Origin of the sequence: Paenibacillus sp. CCS19 (assembly GCF_033239625.1) — a bacterium.
GTDB lineage: Bacteria > Bacillota > Bacilli > Paenibacillales > Paenibacillaceae > Paenibacillus_T.
The window spans coordinates 1-14,890 of the sequence record NZ_BTCK01000078.1 but is presented as its reverse complement, the minus strand read 5'-3'; the positions used below and the strand labels follow the sequence as shown (position 1 = coordinate 14,890).

Here is a 14,890-nt window from a genome sequence, read left to right as displayed (position 1 = left end):
AGTATTACATCGGCATAAACACCAGGGTGTTTTTCCAATGTCCACTATAAGGGGTGCACTTCATCCGCTAAGGCGGAGTCGGGGGACCTTCTTATCTGAATTCACTATTCGGCTGATGCCGAAGCGCGAATCACTTGAATTTGCTCAGTTTGTCGCCGAAACGCTCGCCCAGCGTGAAGCTCAGGCTTTGGTTGTTAGCGGCAATAGCTGCGCTGTGGTCTTCTTTAGGCGCACGGGCAGGACGCTCGCTGCGCTCAGCACGAGGCGCTTGCTCAGGCGCTTCTTCCGTTTCTTTGATGCTCAGGGAAACGCGTTTCTGAGCTGGGTTGAAGTCGAGAACTTTCGCTTTCACTTCTTGACCCTCTTTGAGCACTTCGAAAGGAGTTGCCACGTGACGATGTGCGATTTGGGAAATGTGAACAAGACCTTCAACGCCTGGTGCGATTTCGATGAATGCACCGAAATCGACGATACGACGAACCGTACCCGTTACGATGTCACCTGTGTTGAAGCTGTTCGATGCTTGTTCCCATGGACCTGGTTGAGCTGCTTTCATGCTCAGGCTGATTTTGCCTGCTGCAGGATCAACTTTGAGAACCTTCACGCGTACGGATTGGCCTTCGGATACTGCATCCTTCGGATGAGCAACATGCGACCACGAAATCTCGGATACGTGAACAAGGCCGTCGATACCGCCGATATCTACGAATGCGCCGAATGGCGTCAGGCGTTGAACCGTACCGTCAAGCTCTTGGCCCGGCTCAAGCGATGCCATGATTTTTTGTTTGTTTGCTTCGAATTCAGCTTCAAGAACTTCTTTAGCCGAAAGAATGACTTTGTTGTTCTCGCGGTCGATTTCTTTCACTTTCACGCGAAGCGTGCGGCCTTTGTAGTCTTTGAAATCCTCTACGAAGTGACGCTCAACCATCGAAGCAGGAATGAAGCCACGTACGCCTACGTCAGCCACGAGGCCGCCTTTGACTACGTCAGCAACAACAACTTCGAATGCTTCGCCGCTTTCGAATTTGCTTTGCAGTTCTTCCCATGCTTTTTCCCCGTCGATTGCACGTTTGGAGAGCACGAGTTTTTCTTTCTCGTCGTCGATGCTGACGACTTTCAGTTCAACCTCTTGGCCAAGCTGAACTGCCGTGGATGCGTTATCGAGCTGTACAGAAGACAGTTCGCGCAGCGGAATCACGCCGTCATATTTATATCCAAGGCTAACTGTAGCTTGGTTGTCTTCGATTTTGACAATCGTACCTTTGACTGTATCGCCCTTTTTCAAGGATACGATATTGTCCAAAGCATCTTGGCTGATCGTTTCCGCTGCTGCGGTTTCTTCAATCTTCGTTTCTTCTGACATGGAAAATTACCTCCTCAATTCATACCCCAACATTTATTTAAACCTGCCCGCTCCGATTGAAACAGCCCGGGAACAGCGTTTAAAACTTTATTTGCGAAGCGCCCAGATATGGCTCATGATCCGTTCGGTCACGCGTTCCAGCGAATCCGAGGACGGTTCAGCAACAATATCAGACAGATCAACTGGCGGTCCATAACGGACAATCGTTTTACGAAATAGTTTATAATTTCCATCGATAAAGACCGGTACAATTGCAGCGCCGCTGCGAAGCGCAATCATAGCTGCGCCTTTCTTAGCGGCATCTCCGCTGCTCTTCCGTGTGCCTTCCGGGAAAATCCCCATCATGCCGCCGGCATTAAGCAGCTCGATTGATGCACGAATCGCTTCCTTGCTGACGCCTCCGCGCTTCACTGGGAATGCGCCAAGCGAACGGATCAGCTTGCCGAAGAGCGGCACGTCAAACAATTCCTTCTTCGCCATAAACTGAACTTTACGATCGAGCTTAATCCCTATCGTAGGCGGATCAAAGTTGCTGAGATGATTCGAACAGAGAATAACAGGACCGTCTGTAGGCACATGCTCCCGTCCTTGCGCTTCCAACCGGAACAATAGCCCATATAGAACGCGCAGAACAGCACGACAAAAGATGTATATCATAGTTTACTTCGCCTCCGCCAATTTGGTTCTACTTAAATTGACGATGTTGTCCGCTACTTCATCGATCGTCATCGACGTACTATCGAGTACAATCGCATCAGTCGCACATACTAAAGGCGAAATCTCCCGTTCCTGATCTTTCCGATCCCGCTCTGCGATCTCTCGCTCCAACTGCTCCAGTGAGATGCCGTCGCGGCCGTTCAATTCCTTGAACCGCCGAAGCGCGCGTTCTTCTACGGAAGCCGTAAGAAACACCTTCAGCTCCGCACCAGGCAGCACATGTGATCCGATGTCGCGTCCATCCATCACGACGCCTTTGCTTTGCGCCAATTGCCGCTGCATGGCTACTAAACGCAGCCGCACGCGTTCTACTGCTGATACTTGCGATACATGAAGCGTAACCTCTCGCGAACGGATAGCGGTAGTAACGTCTTCTCCGTTCAACAGCACGACCTGTCCAGCCACACCAGGCTTCAACGTGATATCGATGTTCTCAGCATGATAGCTGAGCGCCTCCTTATCATCCGCCTTGATGCCATTGTTCAGCGCACTGAGTGTTACCGCTCTGTACATTGCGCCCGTATCAATGTAAATGTAGTTTAATGTTTCGGCGACTTTACGGGCTACCGTGCTCTTGCCAGCTCCCGCGGGTCCGTCAATCGCGATGTTGATCCGGTCCCGGCCGCCGTCTGGATGCAATACCAACAGCGAACCCCCCTACTGAGATCAGCCTCACGATATACGTCCGCTGTTCCCGTTTACCTCTCAAGAAAAAAGCAGGCTCAGCCTGCGAACGTGAAAATTATACCACACTGCATTCCTCAATGCAAAGCACGGCCAGCCTTCTGAAACGGCATTCCTTCTAGCTTCTCGGCGTTTGACAGATGCTGTCGAATCCCATCGGAACGAAGTGCTAGCTGGGACAAAACAACCAAAACCAGGAGTGTCAGCACGATATTTCGCAAGATGCGGCTAACATCTTCTGACAGTTTTCCATATCGTTCGCGCTCGCGTTTGTCGGTGTCGAATGGAATTTGTTTATTGGTCTCAGACTTATGCTCCTTAGGCCCCGTTCTATGTACGCGTATATCATCCATCCTATATCGCACCTCCCTAAATTTGGCGGTTAGACGTAGGATATCCGATCAGAATCAAGCTTATGCGCCGTTAGCGGTTCCGGAAATCAAGCTGCCGCTCGAAGCAGTAGCGAATGATCTTCTGGCGGTCCGAATCTGTAATGCTTTCGAACTTCGCCATGACATGCAGACGGCCAGTTGCAAGCGTATTCAATCTAACAATGACGGCTTGGAACGATGCATGCTCCAGCGAACCATTCTTATAGGGAAGCAGCAGCCAACAATCTAGCGGATTGGCTTCCTCTAATTTGGTAGAACCCTCGCAAATAAACGAAACGCCGCCCCCGCCTACATCATCCGTAAGCGCATTGAAACGGTCGCCTTGCGGCGTTAATACGGCAATTTCTAGCGTTGCAGCTACACGCAAGTAGTTTCTTCGCTGCGTCTTGGTAATGGCTGATGGATCCGGTTTCTGAATTCGGATAAGCTGCACCGTATCATTGACGAAGCCTGTCACCTGCGTTTCGAAGAAATGCTTCACGCCTTCTTCATTCACATAAACGGCAGTCAGTGCATCGCCAACTGAAGGGCGTTGGAATCTACCTGTACGCTCGTTAATAAACATTTCGACGCAGAAGTCGTCTCCGCGTTCATCGGCAATACGCGTTTTGTATTCGAACTCCAGTTCCTCGCCTTGCTGCAGGGCGGCAACGAACTGGAATTGGATCATCTGATTGATTTTTGGCAGCAAACGGCTCCCCTCCCATACGGCGATTATATCACGTCGAATAGTGGGGAGCCATATCGAAACTTGTAGAGACGGTTCAAAAACAGTGTTGAAAACCGTACTTTTTGAACATGAAATTGTAGAGGTAGTTCAAAAAGCACGCTTTTGATACCGAACTTGCAGCTTACTTTATCTTAGCTCCGGCGTTTCTTCTATTGTTTCTTCAATACCTGTGTCCGCATTGATATAAATTTTATATCCTTGTTTGTTGATTCTTCCCGTGAATTCATAGCAGAGCGTCTCTTCGCTCATCTCATTGAGAATTAGCGCAAGCGATTCTGAGCGCACTTTCATGTCCGGATTGAGCGCTTTGCGTGCCGCTTCCTTCGTAATCTTCGGCTTCGGCAGCTTGCGTGCGTGATGCTCATACACATAATCCGACGCCTGAAGGCCAACAACCTCGCCATTATCGAGCGCAACCTTGACCGTCACTTTCTCAGGATAGATAAGCACGCCATCCTGCGTTGCGATATAAGTGAACACGCCATCGTTGCCGGTCTCATCATAGCTGGCTGGCTTCATACCTTTATAGCCATGCTTATTCAGGAACTCATCCGCCTTCTGGCGCGCTCCTTTAAGATCAATTTTCTTATCGCCTACATCCCTCGGATTCATATACCAGATGAGAAGACCGCCTTTTTGCGTAAAATCAAGCTCGATCTTGTCACCGTTCTTCTTGCCGCTGCCATTGCCGCCAACCGTTGCGGAGTACGACGCATATTCGGTGCCTTGTCCATTCTCGACGACACGGACGTCCGCGCTCGAGTTCAGACCCAGAAACTCTGCTGCCTTCTTCTTGATCTCTTCCGGCGTTACGTTCTTGCCGCCGAGCATTTTGACCGTACGCTTCTGATACATGCTGGCAACCGAAGGTCCCCAGTTCAGCTCGGGGTACTCGCCGACTTTCTTATCGACCGTCTTGAAGCCATCGATAATCGTATTATCGTTGACCGATTTCTCGGAAGCGAGCGCAACCTCAACATCCATCCAACGCAAATGATTCGACAGCACCTTCTCCTGCATCGTAAGCAGATTGTTCGATATTTCGTCCGACCGTTGATAAAGTGCCTTCAATGTCTTGAATTCATCATCGGTCAGCGGGTTCTTCGACAAATCCCGAATCGCTGTCTTATAAGCAAAGTTAGAGATGCGCGACAAGAACTCCTCTGTCGTATTGAAAGGAAGCAGCGTCAGCGGGAGCTGGTTCACTTCGTTTTGCGCTTCGCTTGTCAGGCGCCAGACGTTGATGAGCCCCTTGCGATGATAAGCCTGTGATTTCGCATTCACGGCCAGCGTATTGCCAAGCTGCTTGTGCACCTGTTGAACGTGATAGCTTAGATCGTGAAAGGCGCGCTGATACTGGTTTTCTGCCTTTATGAGAATCGAGTTCTTCTCTTGGTGCTCTTGGTACCCCCAATAGATTGATCCAATACAGAGCAAGGTAACGAGCGGGAACATAATCGCACTCAACCGTTTATACATGACAAAAGCTCCTTTCTGTCCCAAACCTGACCTTAGTTTGGATTACCGAAAGAAGCTTTATTCACCGAACGTGCCTGCAATTGCCACAAATGTTCATAGGGCAGCAGCGATCTATACGGACTGCTCTTCAATCTCGAAATCATACATATTGTTGCAGATGCACTGCTTGAAGCCAGTGTCGATTCGTTCCTTCTCACGCTTACCGCGAAGCACAAATTTCTCTCCGCATACGTTGCATCGAATTCTTACCTTCACTCGTTCGCCCATCATGCCTATCAGTCCTCCTAAATTCCATTATGGAATCCAGTATGAACGGAAAATTTACAATTTAACCTCATCTTCCCTAGGCAGGAAACGAAATGGCGAACGATTCGTTGCTCGCTGCATGTTCTTGAGCGCCCATATCCACATCACAGCCATGAACGGAGGAATGATCCACACCCAGCCGCGGTCAAAATACATCAGAACCCAGTCGTACAGACCGTGGAACAATATCGGCAGCAACAGCGACAGTGTCAAATACCGGGAAGTTCTTGCTGAGGAAGCGAACTTCGCTTTTCCCATGTAGTAGCCCATCGTAATGCCGAACAGCGCATGTCCTGAAACAGGAAGCAGTGCGCGGAACAGCAAGCTGCCGAAATCAGCCGGCTGCGTCAGTGCGTACAGCACATTCTCCAGCGTTGCGAATCCTAATGAGATCGATGCGGCATATACAATGCCATCATAAGGTTCATCGAATTCCGTGTGATTATAGATGATATGGTAGAGGACGAACCACTTCAAGCTTTCTTCCACAGCGCCTGCAAAGCCGAAAGCATGCAGAACCGGGTTATCGCCCAGCCAAATTTCCAGACCTCGCTGAATAATCATAATCGGGAGCAGAAGCAGTACGCCAATCAAGAACATCCGGACAACCATGTGAATCGGTTCCGCTTCGTACTTATCCTTCAAATATAAATAAGTGAGAAGGAAAACGCCCGGCGCTATTGCCGCTGTTAGTACCGAAAACAGCATTTCTCTTCTCACCCCCCTCTATCGTTTATGTGCTATACCCAGCCGCGTAGACGCGTCGCTTCTGCTGTCTTGCGAACGCCCGCCATATAAGCCGCTAAGCGCATATCGATCTTGCGTGTCTGATGGATCTCATAGATCTGCCGGAAGCCTTTGCGCATCATCGCCTCCAACTTCTGATCGACCTCTTCTTCCGTCCAATAGTAACCCTGATTATTTTGTACCCATTCAAAGTAGGATACAATCACACCACCTGCGCTCGCAAGTACATCCGGCACAAGCAGAATGCCGCGTTCCGTAACGATGCGTGTAGCCTCGAGTGTTGTTGGACCATTAGCTGCTTCGACGATGACGCCAGCTTTGATATTCCACGCATTGTGCTCGGTAATCTGATTCTCGATCGCTGCCGGAACCAGCACATCGCAATCGAGCTCCAACAGTTGATCATTCGTAATCGTCTGCTTGAACAGGTTCGTTACTCCGCCGAAGGAATCCCTTTTGTCGAGCAGGTCTGGAATATCCAGTCCGTTTTCATTATACAATGCCCCGTGCACATCGGAAATACCTATTACGACCGCACCGGCATCATACATGAATTTGGCAAGATAACTGCCTGCATTGCCGAAGCCTTGAACGACGACCTTCGCACCTTCAAGCGCAATCCCTTTCATCCGAAGCGCTTCCGCAATCATGATCGATACACCGCGTGCAGTCGCGGTTTCCCTGCCTCGTGATCCGCCGAGCACAAGCGGTTTGCCTGTAATAAAGCCAGGCGAATCGAATTCGCGAATGCGGCTGTATTCATCGAGCATCCAGGCCATAATCTGTGCGTTGGTCATGACATCCGGCGCCGGAATATCTTTGTTCGGCCCGACGATTTGACTAATCGCTCTTACGTATCCTCTGCTTAGAAGCTCCAGCTCTCGCATGGACATTTTGCGCGGATCACAGATAACCCCGCCTTTGCCCCCACCGTAAGGAAGATCAGCAATGCCGCACTTGAGCGTCATCCAGATCGAAAGCGCTTTAACCTCTAATTCATTCACATCGGGATGAAAACGTACGCCTCCCTTAGTCGGCCCCACTGCATCGTTATGTTGTGCTCGGTAGCCTGTAAACACCTTCGTCGTACCGTCATCCATCCGAACCGGAATCCGAACAGTCAATACACGCATCGGCTCCCTTAGAAGATCAACCATACTGTCGCTATATCCGAGCCTGCGCAGCGCTTGTTCAATAACAATCTGAGTGGATTCCAGTACATTCGTTGCATCCGGCGTCGTCATCTATTAGAACCCTCCTTAAGAGTTTGCGATAGCCCCTGCCGTAATTGCGGAAGGAAATGCAGCAACAGCCGCATCAGAAGCATGCGCATATGTACAAGGAAATGTCGGCCAACATTCATTCAACGTTAGTATCGTCGATGCCTGAGATGCGTATGCAGACATTCTTCTGATAGCCGAATAGATGAGACAACGGTTATGAAAGTTAGGTTTTAGGAGATCTTAATGCGTAGAACCTCCTCTATATGGATAAAAAAGAGCATCTGCGCACGTTAAGGACTAGCGCAAGATGCTCTTTATCTGATTCCGCTTAGTAGGAGAAATATTGACATAGCTGGCGAACGGCTCCCTCGTTCATGATGACCTTGCCATACTCCTCGAGTACGGCCTCCGTCACCGAGGTTGCTTCACCGAATTCGGCGAGAAGCGCAATGAGTGCATTATGTCTTGAAGGATCGATACTCGACGGATCGATTGCCATAATGTACTTGCCGTTGTAAGAGAACAATCTGCCGTCCTCTGTCAATTCCGACTGACTTAGCTGCCGTCCGACAGCGATGACGTCTTCGAAATCGCGGAAGGAATACATAACCATGTCGCTCTGCTCTAGCGTTACTTCCATCTCGTACACATCCTCATCAGATTCATCGTCCTCATGGACGGAATCATCAGAGTGTACATTCAACTTGCCGCGTGTGACGATCACTACCATACCTTGCGCGGGAAGTGCGAACACCTCTACAGCAAGCGGACCGCTGGCTTCAAAACCGAGTTCCGAATGAGCTTGATCCATCATCTCGCTGAATAGCTCATTCACCTTCGGAATTTCCCGCCACATGTCCTCCTTCTGAATGCCTCGCTCCAGTAGGTCGTCGAACGTCAGAAATATGCGTATTTTATCTTGGCTCAGCCGTTCGATTTTCATGACAGGATCCTCCTATGCAGCATCTGTTATAACAAGGTATGAGAACGTCAATGATGTGTGATTCCCTCATGCCATATTCCTATGTTACCATGTCCGCCCTATGATTGCACTATTGCAAGCAAAAAAGGATCAGCCTTTAATCGCCATAGTTCCGGCGATAAGCTGACCCTGATTATGCTAGTATTCGAAACGGTTTCCGCCTTAATGAGTCGTTGAGGAGCTGCCTGCATTAATCAAGCTATTGCTGCTGTTCTCGCTGCCGCTTGCTGCCGCTTTCATGATCGCTTCCGTTTCCCGCTTCACGGCAGGGTCGCTCTCAATGAGCGCGCCGATTTGCTGCCATGCGGCGGCGGAGTTGTCGGCGGAAGCGGCTGACCGCTTTGGGGTAACATCCGCCGCCTCTTTCGTCCACGAGCTTAGCTTATGTTCCATGGCGCGACCGATCAGCTTTCTCTTCGCTGCAGACATCATATCGCCCGTTGCATCGACCGCCCATGCAGCCATGCCTGGACGTTTACGGGATGCATACATAGCTGCGGCCATGCCGAGCAAACCGCCGATGATAAACCCACTCATTCTCATCCTAGGATCGACTCCTTCTGATCAATATCCATAATCATTACGTTTCGACCTTAGTGTGCGCCCTGCTTGACTGGTTAACCGCGTGAAATACAGGAAAAAACGCATACGAACCGTCCAGCTAAATATGATACAATGAAGGGCGTGTTGTTCCCTAAGAAGACAAAGAAATTCACATCACCTATAAGACGGAGGTCCGAACCCCATGAAACGCTTGCTGAAAGCATCTGTTCCACTCACGCTTGCTCTCGCACTCGCAGCTTGCGGTACTTCTGGCAAAGACACGACTACGCCAGCATCACCGCCTGCCAACGAACAGACGTCAGACGTACCTGCCACCCAGCCGGATACTTCCGTTCCTGACACCAATACAGCTGCACCCGATTCCACCGGCAGCACAACCGGAAACACCACGGCGAATCCGCCTGCGACGACTGAAACAACAGACCCGGCCACTCCTGAAGACGCGAAGCCAACCGAAGCAGAACAAGCGAAGCTGTACCGCATGAACAAAGTGTATCGATTCGTTCCGATCGACAAAACGACTACGACCGATAAAGTCGTGCTACTCACGTTCGACGACGGTCCCAAGGACGAGAAGCAAGTTACAGCTATGCTCGACATACTGGATAAACATAAAGCCAAAGCGATCTTCTTCGTTAACGGGTATCGCGTAAAGACGCATCCTGAACTTGTGAAGCTGATTCATGACCGCGGCCAGACCGTTGGCAACCATTCGTACGATCATATTGATCTGAAGAAAGAAACAAAAGAATCGATCGAGAAGCAGATCGGGGATGTCAGCACGCAGGTAGAACAAATTATCGGCGAAGCACCGAAGTTCTTCCGCCCTCCTTTCGGCTCGGGCAACGATACGGTTCGCACTTATGTCAAAGACCACGGCATGCTGTACATGACATGGTCGAATGGTTCGCTCGATTGGGACAATGCCAATAAAAACAAACCAGACGCAGTCATCGCGAACGTATTAGAGCAGCTCCATTCTGGCGCTAATATTCTCATGCATGAGCTGCCTTGGACGATCGAAGCGCTCGACGAGCTTCTGACGAAGCTGGAGGCCAAGGGATATGGCTTCATCGATCCTGCAACCATCGAGATTGAGCCTGATACAGCCGCAACAGCTGCGACCGAAGCTTCAACGACAGCCGCCAAATAAAAAAACGCCCTGCCCGTAGGGCTAGGACGAATAGTGCAACTTCTTACCGAACCAGAATAACGTAACGATAAGAATAAGAAATATAAAGATAAGTGCGTTATAGAATATTTGAGCGGTCTGCTGCTTATTAGACGGATGTTTCTTACGTCTAGGCGGCAGGCCGTTTTCTTCTTTCTCTATTATATGGTCCGTGTTGGCTTCTTGTTGTATAGTCGTTGTCCGAGATCGCCTCGAACCATATTTTGCCATCCTACTCATGCTTCATCGTACCTCCGAAACCGAATAATAAGTCCCATTACGGTATCGACTAGAAAATGTGTCAGAATCGGTGCCCATAGCGTACCGCTCTGAATATAAATCCATCCGAGCCCGTAACTGATCGAGAAGACGAGACCTGTCGGAATCCAATGACGCAAATAGCGAACATGAATGGCAGCGAAAATAATACTTACCCAATAAGGACCGAATGATTGCTGCATGGCACCCCGAAACAGCATCTCCTCGCAAACCGCAACAACAAATGACATCACGACGATATGCCAGATTGGACGTCTTCTAAACAGCCGCTCATTAATGCCGCCATCATCAGAAGCTTCTTCCGGGACAAACTTGCTAATTAATACATCGACAGCAATGACAACAGCTGTTAATCCAACACCATACATCCAGAAATTGGAATGTTCCGGAAAATGAAATAAACGAATTGGATTCCGATGCTGAAATAATAGCCATACAATTCCGATAATAAGAGTAAGCAGTTGTGTTAGATACAAATTAATCAATAACAGCCTGTCATCAATTTGGTCTACAGACACTTGGCGAAGCTTAATATTTTTGATGTTGAATTTTTTCATAACCAACCGCCTGTCCTGAAAACGTCGTATTCCCTTTTTTCCTTTAATCGCCTATACTAGTACCACATTCGACTTCTTTCGAGTTATTACAACATTAATGCTTACATATATACTACCATATTGTGAAGGGGATTTATCCGAATGAATAAGAGCTTGTCCCGTTCTGAAATGCTGATTAGCCTTGGATTTCTATTCATGCTGGTATGCGCTGTAGGTGCTTTCTTCTTCGGCGTAGAGGTCGGTAAGAATCGAACGACAACGCAGCTGGAAGCAAGTAAAGAATCAACGGATAAAAAACCCGCCGCAGGGACGCTGCAGCAGCAAGATCTTGTTTCTTTCTATCATACTGTATTTATGCCTTATCGTGAGTTTCAAACCCAGTGGATCGAAGTCGTTGAGAATGCAAACACACGGCAAACAACCGACTTGCCCACGGAATTGAAACGACTTGCTTCTCTATCGCAGAAAACGTTCAATGAAATATCTGCTGTCAGCATGCCGGTATCCACGGTGCTCGATCAATCCCAGCAGCAGCTGCTGAAGAGTATCTCGTCCTTCCAAACCGTATCCAAACGTTTAGCGAACAGCAAAGAGGACATATCCGTTACACAGATACTCGCCGCGATGCGTAAGGATCAAGACTACAAATTAGCAGTAAGCAAATCGTTGCAAGGTCAGCAATCGTATTATAACGGAATGGTTCAATGGGCTCGAACAATTAAACCTGATCTTGCACAAGTGAAAGATATGCCAAGCACGATGAAAACTTCGATCTGGAAATCGCTTCCACTGATCGTGAAGAACAAATTAAGTGCCGATCTCATTACTGCATCGGGTTCAGTCGTTAACTATTATCCGCAAGACCTGACAAGCCGCATTGATGAATTCATTAGCTCAGGTCAAGCCGACAAGCTGAAGTATGATCTCGTCGGACCGATCTCGGAGCTGCTGATCGATACCAAGGCTGTACGCAGCGGCGATTTCAAGAGCAGTATGGTAAGCCAATATGCCAAGCAGCTGCTGCCGCAGCTGCCGTTCTTCCTCACTGACGAATCCTAATTTAAGCCATTATCCATCAGTCATACTGAAAGCCTTTACGTTCTGCAACGGCTGCGATACCGCCCACAATATTGTGGAGGTTGTCGTAGCCGTTTTCTTGCATATAGCGGCAAACAGCTACACTACGTACACCATGTCCGCATAATATGTACCATGATTCAGCTTTCTGAATAGAAGCCAGCCGATCTGGAAAGATACTCATTGGTATATGTGTCGTACCTTCAAGCCGATAGTAATCCCATTCATGATGCTCGCGAACGTCAATGATTTGTTCCGGCTTCAATGATCCGTCCGCAAGCCGTTCTAGAAGCTTGTCTGCATCGATATTTTCCCATTGATTCACAGCGTTTCCCCTCCCTAAGACGTTGAATGAATCATATCGAAAAATTCACAGATCGGCAAGTTTCGGCATTGCATTCCACCTGTTAACTGCTTAAAATAATAAACGTTATAAGATTCGACATTGAAACAAATGAACGATTTTCACGAATTGACGAATGTCCAAGTTCGCTTGGACAAGCTTACATTCCTCACTGGTCGAATGACTCCAACCTGGAGTTTTTCCTACATATTCACTGCAACACCATTCGTTTGTACAATCAGACAGGAGGCAGTTTCCACATGTTTAAAGTGTTAGTATCGGATCCAATTAGCGACCTTGGCATTCAGAAGCTTGTTGATGCAGCTGACGTAGCAGTCGACAAAAAACCAGGCTTGAGCGAAGATGAGCTCGTTGCCATCATCGGTGAATACGACGCCCTGCTCGTTCGCAGCCAAACTCGCGTTACACCGCGCATCATGGAAGCAGGCAAGAAGCTGAAAGTAGTTGGCCGCGCTGGCGTAGGCGTTGACAACATCGATCTGGAAGCAGCGACTCAACGCGGTATTATCGTAATCAATGCACCAGACGGCAACACGATCACGACTTGCGAGCACACGTTCGCAATGATGATGGCTGTCGCTCGCCACATTCCACAAGCTTACCTCAAGACGGTTGGCGGCGTATGGGATCGCAAAACGTTCCTCGGCGTTGAGCTCCGCAACAAAGTGCTCGGCGTTATGGGCATGGGCCGTATCGGCAGCGAAGTGGCTAAACGCGCTAAAGCATTCGGCATGGAAATCCTCGGCTACGATCCGTTCCTGACGGAAGAGCGCGCTGAGAAAATGGGCGTTAAGCTTGCATCGGTGGACGACATTATCCGCAACGCGGACTTCATGACGGTTCACACGCCGCTTACGCCAGAAACTCGTCACATGATCTCCCGCAAGCAATTCGAAGTGATGAAGCCTGGCATGCGCATCGTTAACTGCGCACGCGGCGGCATTATCGACGAGCAAGCGCTTGTTGAAGCAATCGATCAAGGTATCGTTGCAGGTGCAGCATTCGACGTATTCGAGGTTGAACCTCCAGCACCGGATCATCCGTTCTTGACGAACCCTAAGATCATCGTAACGCCTCACCTTGGCGCTTCGACGGTTGAAGCACAAGAGAACGTTGCAATCGACGTATCGGAACAAGTGCTCCACATCCTGCGTGACGAGCCGTTCATCAATGCAGTGAACATGCCTCCTATCCCAGCGAATGTACGCAGCGTACTGCAGCCTTACTTCCCGCTCGGCGAGAAGCTCGGCAGCTTCATTGCCCAACTGGCGACTGGCGCAGTGAAAGAAATCGTAGTAAACTACGCTGGCGACCTGGCTGACGTTGATACACAGCCGCTCACTCGCTACATCGTTCGCGGCGTTCTTGCTCACCACCTCGGCGCAGACCAAGTTAACGTTGTTAACTCCATGCACCTGGCGAAAGAACGCAGTGTAAATATCGTCGTTAACAAATCGAGTGTTGCGAAAGACTTCACAAACCTCGTGACGGTATCACTTCGCACAGAGGAAGTTGAGCGTAAAGTATCTGGAGCACTGATGACAGGCTATGGACCACGTATCGTTCAAATTGACAGTTATCCAGTTGACGTCGCACCAGAAGGCAATCTCCTTCTCGTGTCGCATACGGATAAGCCAGGCATTATCGGCAGCGTCGGTACATTGCTCGGCAACAACGATGTCAACATTGCAACCATGCAAGTTGGTCGCAAACTTGCTGGCGGCGACGCACTTATGGTGCTTACAGTCGACAAGCAAGTGCCTGCATCGGTCATCGAAGATGTTGTAAAACTGCCTGAACTGCACAAAGCGAAAGTGATCAGCCTGTAATAAATGAATCGCACAAGCGCCAGAAACATAAAGTTTCTGGCGCTTTTTTGTGTCTGTATGTAATCTCTCGAACGCAAGCTGAGTTTTTCTTGGCACGCGACTCCTAGCACGCAGCTCATATATCATTACATGCGATGCAACCATTCCAGTATCGAACAATTCCATGCATCTCACATTTCGGGTAACCCTCTGGATTCAGTTTTCATGCTGCAGCTAATCAAACGTATCTTTCAATGGGCGGTGACAAGCGCGCACGAACGAAATAAGTGTGCGGACGATAGACCGTATCTAGATACATCCGAACAAAAGCTTTGCCGCTGCAAGCGGCAAGTGCGGGCACACGGTCCATCCAAACCAAGGCAACGTCCTTGTGAGGAGTCCAGAGGTCACACGACCTTTGGGGCCCTCCCTTGCAGGGAGGGTTTG

Annotated in this window: 16 protein-coding genes; 3 read left to right on the top strand and 13 right to left on the bottom strand. The window is 49.3% G+C overall.

The window, feature by feature from the left end; all coding sequences use genetic code 11:
- Positions 1 to 130 precede the first annotated feature (130 nt).
- From rpsA to SBI19_RS28680, 11 genes are all read right to left on the bottom strand, one after another.
- Positions 131 to 1,363, bottom strand: a complete 1,233-nt coding sequence (rpsA, locus tag SBI19_RS28730; protein ID WP_317972964.1) for a 30S ribosomal protein S1 — start codon at positions 1,361 to 1,363, stop codon at positions 131 to 133.
- 87 nt (positions 1,364 to 1,450) lie between these two features.
- A complete protein-coding gene (locus tag SBI19_RS28725; protein WP_317972963.1) occupies positions 1,451 to 2,020 on the bottom strand; it encodes a lysophospholipid acyltransferase family protein in 570 nt (189 codons plus the stop codon).
- A gap of 3 nt (positions 2,021 to 2,023) precedes the next feature.
- Entirely contained in the window at positions 2,024 to 2,725 is a 702-nt protein-coding gene (gene cmk / locus SBI19_RS28720) for a (d)CMP kinase (protein WP_317972962.1), read from the bottom strand.
- A 116-nt stretch (positions 2,726 to 2,841) separates the two neighbouring features.
- Positions 2,842 to 3,117: a hypothetical protein gene (locus SBI19_RS28715; protein WP_317972961.1), complete on the bottom strand. Its 276-nt coding sequence runs from the start codon at positions 3,115 to 3,117 to the stop codon at positions 2,842 to 2,844.
- 70 nt (positions 3,118 to 3,187) lie between these two features.
- Positions 3,188 to 3,847, bottom strand: a complete 660-nt coding sequence (locus tag SBI19_RS28710; protein ID WP_317972960.1) for a flagellar brake protein — start codon at positions 3,845 to 3,847, stop codon at positions 3,188 to 3,190.
- Between the two features lie 165 nt (positions 3,848 to 4,012).
- The gene (ypeB, locus tag SBI19_RS28705) at positions 4,013 to 5,365 is read right to left on the bottom strand and encodes a germination protein YpeB (RefSeq protein ID WP_317972959.1); all 1,353 of its coding nucleotides are present in this window, start codon (positions 5,363 to 5,365) and stop codon (positions 4,013 to 4,015) included.
- Positions 5,366 to 5,476: 111 nt separating this feature from the next.
- Positions 5,477 to 5,635 carry a hypothetical protein gene (locus SBI19_RS28700; RefSeq protein WP_317972958.1) on the bottom strand — a complete coding sequence of 53 codons (159 nt, stop codon included), beginning with the start codon at positions 5,633 to 5,635 and terminating at the stop codon, positions 5,477 to 5,479.
- 51 nt (positions 5,636 to 5,686) lie between these two features.
- Entirely contained in the window at positions 5,687 to 6,379 is a 693-nt protein-coding gene (gene prsW / locus SBI19_RS28695) for a glutamic-type intramembrane protease PrsW (protein ID WP_317972957.1), read from the bottom strand.
- A gap of 32 nt (positions 6,380 to 6,411) precedes the next feature.
- Positions 6,412 to 7,662, bottom strand: coding sequence for a Glu/Leu/Phe/Val family dehydrogenase (locus tag SBI19_RS28690; RefSeq protein WP_317972956.1), 1,251 nt, complete (start codon positions 7,660 to 7,662; stop codon positions 6,412 to 6,414).
- Positions 7,663 to 7,969: 307 nt separating this feature from the next.
- Complete coding sequence (locus tag SBI19_RS28685) at positions 7,970 to 8,584, bottom strand: genetic competence negative regulator (protein ID WP_317972955.1); 615 nt, start codon at positions 8,582 to 8,584, stop codon at positions 7,970 to 7,972.
- A gap of 201 nt (positions 8,585 to 8,785) precedes the next feature.
- Positions 8,786 to 9,166, bottom strand: coding sequence for a hypothetical protein (locus SBI19_RS28680; protein WP_317972954.1), 381 nt, complete (start codon positions 9,164 to 9,166; stop codon positions 8,786 to 8,788).
- A 202-nt stretch (positions 9,167 to 9,368) separates the two neighbouring features.
- Between SBI19_RS28680 and SBI19_RS28675 the strand changes: the two genes are divergently transcribed.
- Positions 9,369 to 10,340, top strand: coding sequence for a polysaccharide deacetylase family protein (locus tag SBI19_RS28675; RefSeq protein WP_317972953.1), 972 nt, complete (start codon positions 9,369 to 9,371; stop codon positions 10,338 to 10,340).
- A 254-nt stretch (positions 10,341 to 10,594) separates the two neighbouring features.
- On the opposite strand, the gene SBI19_RS28670 is transcribed toward SBI19_RS28675, so the two are convergent.
- Positions 10,595 to 11,194, bottom strand: coding sequence for a CPBP family intramembrane glutamic endopeptidase (locus SBI19_RS28670; protein ID WP_317972952.1), 600 nt, complete (start codon positions 11,192 to 11,194; stop codon positions 10,595 to 10,597).
- A gap of 141 nt (positions 11,195 to 11,335) precedes the next feature.
- Between SBI19_RS28670 and SBI19_RS28665 the strand changes: the two genes are divergently transcribed.
- Complete coding sequence (locus SBI19_RS28665) at positions 11,336 to 12,253, top strand: hypothetical protein (RefSeq protein WP_317972951.1); 918 nt, start codon at positions 11,336 to 11,338, stop codon at positions 12,251 to 12,253.
- A gap of 16 nt (positions 12,254 to 12,269) precedes the next feature.
- Here the strand turns inward: SBI19_RS28665 and SBI19_RS28660 are convergent, their stop codons facing one another.
- Positions 12,270 to 12,596 (bottom strand): rhodanese-like domain-containing protein, encoded by a 327-nt coding sequence (locus SBI19_RS28660; RefSeq protein ID WP_317972950.1) that lies wholly within the window; start codon positions 12,594 to 12,596, stop codon positions 12,270 to 12,272.
- A 278-nt stretch (positions 12,597 to 12,874) separates the two neighbouring features.
- Between SBI19_RS28660 and serA the strand changes: the two genes are divergently transcribed.
- Positions 12,875 to 14,464 (top strand): phosphoglycerate dehydrogenase, encoded by a 1,590-nt coding sequence (gene serA, locus SBI19_RS28655; RefSeq protein ID WP_317972949.1) that lies wholly within the window; start codon positions 12,875 to 12,877, stop codon positions 14,462 to 14,464.
- Positions 14,465 to 14,890: the final 426 nt, after the last annotated feature.